General features: G+C 41.6%; 4 protein-coding genes. 1 reads left to right on the plus strand and 3 read right to left on the minus strand.

All coding sequences use genetic code 11. The annotated features are described in order from the left end of the window. Positions 1 to 191: 191 nt before the first annotated feature. The 3 genes from FJR37_RS15845 to FJR37_RS15855 all read right to left on the minus strand — a co-directional run bounded on the left by FJR37_RS15845 (position 192) and on the right by FJR37_RS15855 (position 7032). Positions 192 to 2504, minus strand: coding sequence for an alkaline phosphatase (locus tag FJR37_RS15845; RefSeq protein ID WP_168466478.1), 2313 nt, complete (start codon positions 2502 to 2504; stop codon positions 192 to 194). A 315-nt stretch (positions 2505 to 2819) separates the two neighbouring features. Next, positions 2820 to 6233 (minus strand): alkaline phosphatase PhoX, encoded by a 3414-nt coding sequence (locus FJR37_RS15850; protein ID WP_168466479.1) that lies wholly within the window; start codon positions 6231 to 6233, stop codon positions 2820 to 2822. Between the two features lie 193 nt (positions 6234 to 6426). Next, the gene (locus FJR37_RS15855; protein WP_168466480.1) at positions 6427 to 7032 is read right to left on the minus strand and encodes a TIGR02466 family protein; all 606 of its coding nucleotides are present in this window, start codon (positions 7030 to 7032) and stop codon (positions 6427 to 6429) included. Between the two features lie 166 nt (positions 7033 to 7198). On the opposite strand from FJR37_RS15855, the gene FJR37_RS15860 reads away from it, so the two are divergent. Continuing rightward, entirely contained in the window at positions 7199 to 7657 is a 459-nt protein-coding gene (locus FJR37_RS15860; protein WP_168466481.1) for a DUF4079 domain-containing protein, read from the plus strand. The last annotated feature ends 599 nt before the right edge of the window (positions 7658 to 8256 follow it).

Genomic DNA, 8256 nt, shown 5'->3' on the forward strand with positions numbered 1-8256 from the left:
ATAAAAAACCTTGGCAAAACCTCGAAAAATATCAAGTTCTGCCAAGGTATTTAATTACAAGTAATTACTATTAAATCCCAACTTGACAGCGGTTTCTAATTATACAAGGTACATCTTAGCCCCCTCATCGCTTGCGGGGAGGGGGTTGGGGGTGGGGTTCTTGTACCTGATAAGACCAGAAAATGCTTTAATTAAACCAAGACAAACTGATTAGGATTAGCCACACTCAAAGCGCTCGCTTGAATACCAGTTAAAGTGGCTAAAGTTTGACCACCAAAGATAACGGCAGTATCAGCACCAACTTGAGTCAAAGTAAGATTGGCTGTAGTGATACCTAAACTAGCAGCGCCCTTAATACCAATCACATCCGAACCAACTTGGAAATCTAGAACTGTGTTAGCGGCTTTTGGTAATTCAGCGTTGACAATCCAGAATTGGTCAGCGCCAACACCACCAGATAACAGGTTGCCACCACCTAAACCGACAAAGAATTTATCGTTACCACTACCACCTAATGCCCGGTCATTGCTACCTAAATAGAAAGTATCATCACCAGCGCCACCAGACATCCGATTCTCACCTTTACCATCTCTAGCATCAAATTCATCATTGCCATCACTGCCGAAGGCTACGTCGTTGCGACTAACGTAGGTTTTATCGTTACCGCTACCAGTGTCAATGATGTTGTTACGAGCATTACTATTGAATGCTAAATCAACTTCATCGTTTCCTGCACCACTAAATACAGTATCTTGAACCCCATCTATATTTTGAAGTGCAATTAAGGTATCTGCCCCAGTAGTTCCAGCAACGAAGTTTTCCTGATTGACTTCAGTTACTGAGGCAAACATGGTTTGAGCAATGTTGACTTGATCCACCGCATTAGCAAGACCAGGGATTTTAAAGCCGTAGGCATCAAAACCTTGACCGATTGAACTAGTTAATGTTGGGGAATCAACACCTTGATAGTAGACAGGGACAGGACGGTTGGTGTGGCTTCCCCAGTTGTATTTATCAGTGGCACTATTTCCCCAGAAGTTACCAGATTCAGCAATTGTGTCAATCGCAGTCAATTGTTCAGCGCCCTTTGTTCTGAGCAGTGCGGGGAAGTCATTAGTAAGATTGAGGTAATGATCGTGGTCAGCAGTAATAATCAATTCGTTATCAGCCCAACCACCATTTTGGTTAATCCAATTGATCACAGATCCGACTGCTTTGTCAAAGTCTAAAACTGTACCAATCAGGTTATCAATGTTGTTATCATGGGCAGCCCAGTCTATATCACCACCTTCAATCATCAGCCATAAACCATCCGGGTCTTTACCTAAAACTGATAAAGCTGCTTTGGTTAGGTCATCAAGAGTAGGGTTTTCATTGCGTTCTTTAGCGATAAATGACGCATCCGTTTCTCCGGGAAGAAGCGGTCTAACAGTATCTGGATTTAGTCCCTTGGTAGTGTTGTTGGTGAACATTGCCAAGCCAGTGGTGCTGTAGTCTCCATCGGCAGAACTTACGGGTAGGTTGCCATCTTGTCCACGCGCACCGTACAAACCAAGTAAGCGATCGCCTTTTTCTGGATCAAGTTGAGCAGCGGTATTTGCTAGAGTTTGAGCCGCATTAGTACCACGTTCTAAGAAGGTGTAATCATAGATGTTGGTCGTGGGCTTTTTACTTAACTCTTGGTAAGTGGATTCCTTGATGTAAGTATTGTCTCTTGGCTCAACACCAGTGGGTAAAGGATTACCAGTATTAGAAAGGGGATGACCACCACCCAGGAGTACAGTTGGTTGGAAAATACGAAGTTCTTGCTGCAAGATATTGTCTAATGCAGGTAAGTCACCATCAAACTTGTTGCGATTATTGACATTTGCAGCAGCAGCAGCAGGGGTAGCGTGGTCAATAGGAACAGATGTGACTAAACCAGTTGATTTACCAACAGATGCCGCTTTAGAAAGCACACTTTCAACGGGATCTTCAAAAATATCAACACCAATAGCACCGTTGTAACTCTTAACACCTGAATAAAGTGTAGTCGCCGTGTTGGCAGAATCGGGATAGCTATACTTGATATAATTAGAGTCAGTACCCGGTGTCCAAGGATTGATACCACCTTTTACTGGATCGTAACCAACAAGGTTGCCAACTACACCATCGCTAACTTTTGCGCCACCATTAGGTGTAGTTCCAGGGTTAAATGTGGGATTAAATGCAAACCCTGTACGGATAGGAGCAGTACCTGTAGGAGTAGTGAAGGTATTACCATTAAGAGCGGAAATCCCAGCATTAAAAACTCCATCTGTACCAGCAATTGTGGTTCCGTAGGTAGTGGCATAGGTGTAGCCTGTTAATGTTTGGAAATTAAGCCCTGTTCCTTCACCTGATGTATAGAAATCACTAAGTTTAGTTCCAGGATTCCCTGCTTGAATTTGCTTATAGATAGCGGCGGCACGAGCCATTTCCCAGCCTAAACCGTCGCCAATCATAATAATTGTATTCTTAGCCATAAAACCCCTTAATTCCTTTTGCAATGATTACTGAATGAATAAATTCGGGTCTGGCAAATCGAGGAAGACCTAACTTACCTGAGTATGAATATTACCTTTCATTAAATTTTCACGCAAAGGTTAAGATGGGACTATGGTTTAATAATTTTTTGATTAAAAAATTCGTTTTATAACTTGGTTGAGGTAAAAAGAGGATCAAATTCTCAAACTTAGCCACAATATTCAAAAGTTAAAAAACCTTGGCAAAACTTGGAAAAATATCAAGTCCTGCCAAGGATTTAATCACAAGTAATTACTATTAAATCCTGGTTCTCATTAAACTAGGACAAACTGATTAGGATTAGCTACACTCAAAGCGCTGGCTTGAATACCAGTTAAAGTGGCTAAAGTCTGACCACCAAAGATAACCGCAGTATCAGCACCAACTTGAGTCAAAGTAAGATTGGCGGTAGTGATGCCTAAGCTCTTAGCGCCAGAAATACCAATTACATCAGTACCAATTTGGAAATCTAGAATGGTGTTAGTAGCTTTGGTTAATTCACCAAAAACAATCCAGAATTGGTCAGCGCCAGCACCACCAGATAGGGTGTGACCACCACCAAGACCGATTTCAAAGGTATCATTACCATCACCACCCAAGGCACGACCATTAGAACCATTACCCAGGAAGAACAGATCATTACCAGCGCCACCGGAGGCACGGAAATTACTGGCTTCATCTCCGAAAAATGTGTCATTGCCATCACTACCGAAAGCGCGATCGCCATTGGCTAAAAACACGGTATCATTGCCACTACCACTGTCAATAATGTTATTACTGGCAAGAGCGCCCGCAGCCGCACTATCAACCTCGTCATTACCAGCGCCACTAAACACGACATCCTTAATACCACCAAAGCCAGGAGTTTGCTTGGCTACAATCGTATCGGCATTAGGTGTACCAGCAAAGAATTGTGTGTCCTGAATCAAATTGGCATTAGGCGCAGTCAAGAAAGATAACTGACCACCTTCAACCAGGTTTTCTTGTCTAGTTTTTGTGCCATCACCATTACCATCAATATTTGTGGCGGTAATGATTGTTCCAGAACGAATACTATGCGCCTGGACATCAAACACAAACTGTGTACCAGGAGCGTTACCAAAAAGACTAGAAACGTCTAGAATACCTGAAGTTTCCCAGTTACCGATATCAGTGGGGCTAGAATCAGTTTGACCAGAAGGAACAGCCGAGCGATCAACTTGTGCAATTTTAGTTAAGCTATCCGCTGGATTGGCAGCAGCAGGATCAAGAACGTAAATAGAGGCTTCTTGCTTAGAAGTTGCACCCCAGATATCTGCTCCTAGTGCGCGGTCTTCTTGTAAGTAAATTTTGCCATTATCAGCCCAGTCGAGGTTATCAGGACTACGCATACCGAAATCTTGTTTACCAGCGTCGTTGCCATCGTAAAGGATGTCAATTTTTGCAGTGATTTCTGGTGCAGTTGTAATCTTCCACAGAGCATCATTTCCAGATGTGGGGTGTTGGATGGCAACGATAAATTCATTGGGATTGTTTGTAGAAATCAACCCAGTAGGTTCAGATCCTGGAACTCCCAAACTAACCCAACGAGTGATGGATTCAGCTACACCATCCTTATTGCTATCAGATGCCTTCCAGATATCGCCAGGACCGTTGTCTTCGATAATGTAAAGATTACCAGCAGCATCACTAGCCAAGTTGTCAGGGTTATTGAGGTTGGTACCCGCAGCTAAACCAGTACCACCGTCAATTGTGCTACGACTAGCAAAAAGCTTAACTTCATTGGTTTTGAGGTTAATGCCATAAACTGCGTTTTCGCTAGTTGTAGCTACATAAAGAGTGTCACCAATAATTTCTAAGTCTTCTGGACGACCGTAGGGTGTACCACCAACTTCATCTGCTGCCGCACGTCCACCTGTAGTAGCACTGCTAAAGTCAAAGGGATCGGCGGTGGTGGTTTTCACGCCATTAGCATCGGTAATCGCCACCCAAGTAGCTGCACCAGTGCGAGTAGTAGCTGCATTTGCAGTAGAGTTCCAGTCTTGTGAAGCATTACCTGTAAAGGCAGTTACCTTCAAGACAAAACTTTGTCCAACACTCAAATCACCAACAGTCTTAGGTACAAACTTGTAGATAGAACCAGTGTTGCTCTCATCAATAAAGTACAAAGTACCAGAGGCATCAAACTTCAAGCCTTCATGGGAAACCGCAGGAATATTGCTGCGCCAAACCACATTGGCTGGATCACCAGCAGCCATCAAGGGGTTAAGCCACTCAAATAGACGACCATTGGTTCTTTCTTCGGCGGTAAGAACTGTTCCGTGAGGAGTATATTCCGCAGGGTCAAAGGGTCCAAAATCATCGGCATTCTTATCCCAAACCGCAGGATTGGTGGTGTAGGGTAAGGCCGCTTGACCAGTCAGGGCTGAAACAAAGTCACCAGTTTGGGTGTCGTAGCGAGCTAAACCAGCGCCTTGACCTACTTCCATCGGAATGTAGATGTAGCGGTTGGTGGGATCGAGTGCCACCATGTCCCAGTTACCAAAGGTGGCAGCAAATTGAGGATCTAGATTAGCTTTGTTGCGGTCAACAATTTCTGTCTGAGTGAATCCTGTTGGTAGTAAAAAGGGTGCAGTGTCTTCTGCTGTAGGAACAGTAGCAGTAGTAGAAAGAAGTTGGCTAAAGTCAACATCAATTTTGTAGGTTGTACCCCAAACATCAGGACCTGCAGTAATACCAGTGGAGGCTAAAACAGCTTGAGTACCATCGAAAGGATTTGTAGCGATATCTTCAGGACGAGAAAACCTGAAGGCATTAACTGCGGTAGCTAACTCATTTTGTTTTGTTTGTGTAGCAAAACCTTGAGCGTCATAACCTGTAGTACTTGCTTTTGTTGGATTGTAGTAAGAAATTTCTACAAATTGACCGTTTGTGCTGTTACCACTGCCTTTGAACTGGCTAGGATTAGCTTCAATCGCATCAGTAGCACTGCTAGGATCATCTGCTACCCAAACAAACAATTTACCCTGTGCTAAACCATTACGTTCCAGGAAACCACCAGCTTTTTTATCGCCAACATAGAGATATAAAGGCGCGTTATTGCTATCATCACCAATTAAGAACGCAACTTTATCAGTGCGTCCTGTATTTAGTTCTGTGACGTTTTCCCACGAAGCGCGACCAAATGCGGGTACTGCATATAAAGTATTTGTTTGTGTATCCAAGGCGAATTGTGTGCCATTACTGGTTTCTTCACCAGAGAAGAAAATACGATCAGCTAAACCAATACCCGCACCAAACTGGTTGGCTTCAAACAAAGCAGCAGAACAAAAACGTTGAATACCACCAAATTCTAAGTCAGCAGCAGCATCAACAACTTCACCTTTGCGGTTGATAATTGTGTCATGGGCTAATCCAGCATCAACGATTTGCAATGTGCGCTTGTCAACATCAAAGTAGTTAACTCTTGCACCAGGGAGTTGTGTCCCGTTTTTCAGAGTGTACTTATAACCATCAGCACTTCCTACTTCATTGACAACTAATACACGAACAGTTGTATCGTTGAGTGAGTAAGCGCCAATACCGTCAAGAATCCCAGGAGCAACATAGTTCCCAATTTTGTCACCAACTGTAAAAATAGGGTTAACGGTGTAACCATTTAATCCTTTTACTTGAGACGGTTGGGTTGTATCGAATGGTGTGTTAGCCATAAAATCCCTCAGTTTTCTTTGTAATGCTTACTGAATCAATGCTTGGTAAATTTAGGAAAACCTATATTTACCGAATATGAATATTACCTTCCAGTAGAATGTCACGCAGAGGTTAAGAAGGCACTATGATTTAGCTATTTCTTGATTAAAAAATTTTCTAGAAGTTAATTTTAGATTAAGAAAAGAGAAAAGATTATCTATTGATCGGTACTATGCCAATATTAAAACTAATACACACCCGATCTTCATCACTCATATTCATTTCCACACCATGTAACAGCCAACTGGGAAATATTAACATTGTCCCTTCACGAGCTTTATAAGTGATTTTGGGGAAAGTCCATAGATTAAACTCTATAGATGGTGGTAAGATCATTTGTGAAGCTGGTCGAGGATCAGAGAAAAATATGCCACCACAATTTTCAGGAGTTTTCAGATAATAAACTCCACTTAAAATTGAGTTGGGATGATTATGTACAGAGTTGGAGGCAAGTTTACGATTAATAATTGCCCAACAAGTTGTAATTTTGAGACTAAACTTTTGTAAGTCCCATTGTAAAAATGTGGCAACTTCTAAGACATTTTGATTAATTATTTCTATAAGGTTGTCAAAACTATCCCTCTCATGCAACCTATCCGCACTATGCCATCCTAGTATATTTGACCACTTCTCACCCTGACTATCCCGACGTTCTTCCCCATAGATAGTTTCTAAGAGTGGAGGATTTAATTGCTGATAATTTTCTAGGGAAAAATGCCAAACAGACGTGGGAAACCAATCATTTCTAGAACCAGCCATAATTTTGATTTATGTTTATAGTAGGGAACAGGGAACAGGGAACAGAATTAAAAGTCTTTTGGTGGATTGTTTTTTAGGTAAATTCTGGATTTCATTCAAGTGCATACCGAAAAAAGCCGAAGTCCTGTTAAGCTCAATAGGTAACTTTCTGGAACTGAACTGTTTTATGCACCTACCTTCCTTTCTATGGTTATGGAAAATAGCCGCTTGGTCAATGGGATTATCTTTACTAGCCTATTTATTTTTAGCCATAACTGGTATTTGGATGTTACGGGTCAGAACAAACCCAGAATCTTTCGGTATTCTATTACCTTCGTATCGTCCGCAAGTGCGATCGCTCCATTATATAATCGGCATAACTATAGTTAGCCTAGTATTACTACTCCTAGCCGTTGGCATTGTTGGTACATTAGGACACTTCGGTTCACTAGGACACTCACCACATTTAGTCGCTGGTTTAATAGTCGTCATCTTAGTTTTAGTATCCGCTTTTAGTGCCACTCAAATTAGTACCATCAAGCCTTGGGCTAGACCATTACATCTTGGTTGTAATCTCTGCTTATTACTAGGATTTGCCTGGGTATCTCTCAGTGGTTGGACTGTGGTGCAAAAGTATTTACCTTAATTCTCAGTTTCCACCATGCTTCTGTTATGGCTAGGAAATTCTGCAAATCATACACAAATAATTTATCCTGAAAATCCTGATTCAGCCCTTGACAAAATTCTCAGTTTCGATTACACTTATGTTATGAGTGGAAAAGTGCGCGCCCATATATATAAGGTTTTTATTTATCAAATTATTCAAAGCAGTAAAACAGGTAAATGTCTGAATCAGGATGTCCAGGATTTGAGGATTTACAGGATGTGATGGCAAGATTGTTTTTGAGGAAGTGATGATGATTTTGTCTGAATCAGGATGTCCAGGATTTGAGGATTTACAGGATGTGATGGCAAGATTGTTTTTGAGGAAGTGGTGATGATTTTGTCTGAATCAGGATGTCCAGGATTTGAGGATTTACAGAATGTGATGGCAAGATTGTTTTTGAGGAAGTGATGATTTTTGGAAGTTGGGATATTTTAAAGATGTTGTTTTATGCTCTTCTTTAGATAGTTAGTTTACAGCATTTTCGCAATTACCAATTACCCATCCTGAAAATCCTTAAATCCTGATTCAGACAGAATCATCTCCAAAATCCCAACAAACAATCATTAAACAACATCCTG

The organism is Aphanizomenon sp. UHCC 0183, from assembly GCF_009712065.1.
Lineage (GTDB): Bacteria > Cyanobacteriota > Cyanobacteriia > Cyanobacteriales > Nostocaceae > Dolichospermum > Dolichospermum heterosporum.

Bases quoted from the DNA above. Each gene is read 5' to 3' on its own strand.
- FJR37_RS15845 (WP_168466478.1), bottom strand. From the start codon at position 2,504: ATGGCTAAGAATACAATTATTATGATTGGCGACGGTTTAGGCTGGGAA.
- FJR37_RS15850 (WP_168466479.1), bottom strand. From the start codon at position 6,233: ATGGCTAACACACCATTCGATACAACCCAACCGTCTCAAGTAAAAGGA.
- FJR37_RS15855 (WP_168466480.1), bottom strand. From the start codon at position 7,032: ATGGCTGGTTCTAGAAATGATTGGTTTCCCACGTCTGTTTGGCATTTT.
- FJR37_RS15860 (WP_168466481.1), top strand. From the start codon at position 7,199: ATGCACCTACCTTCCTTTCTATGGTTATGGAAAATAGCCGCTTGGTCA.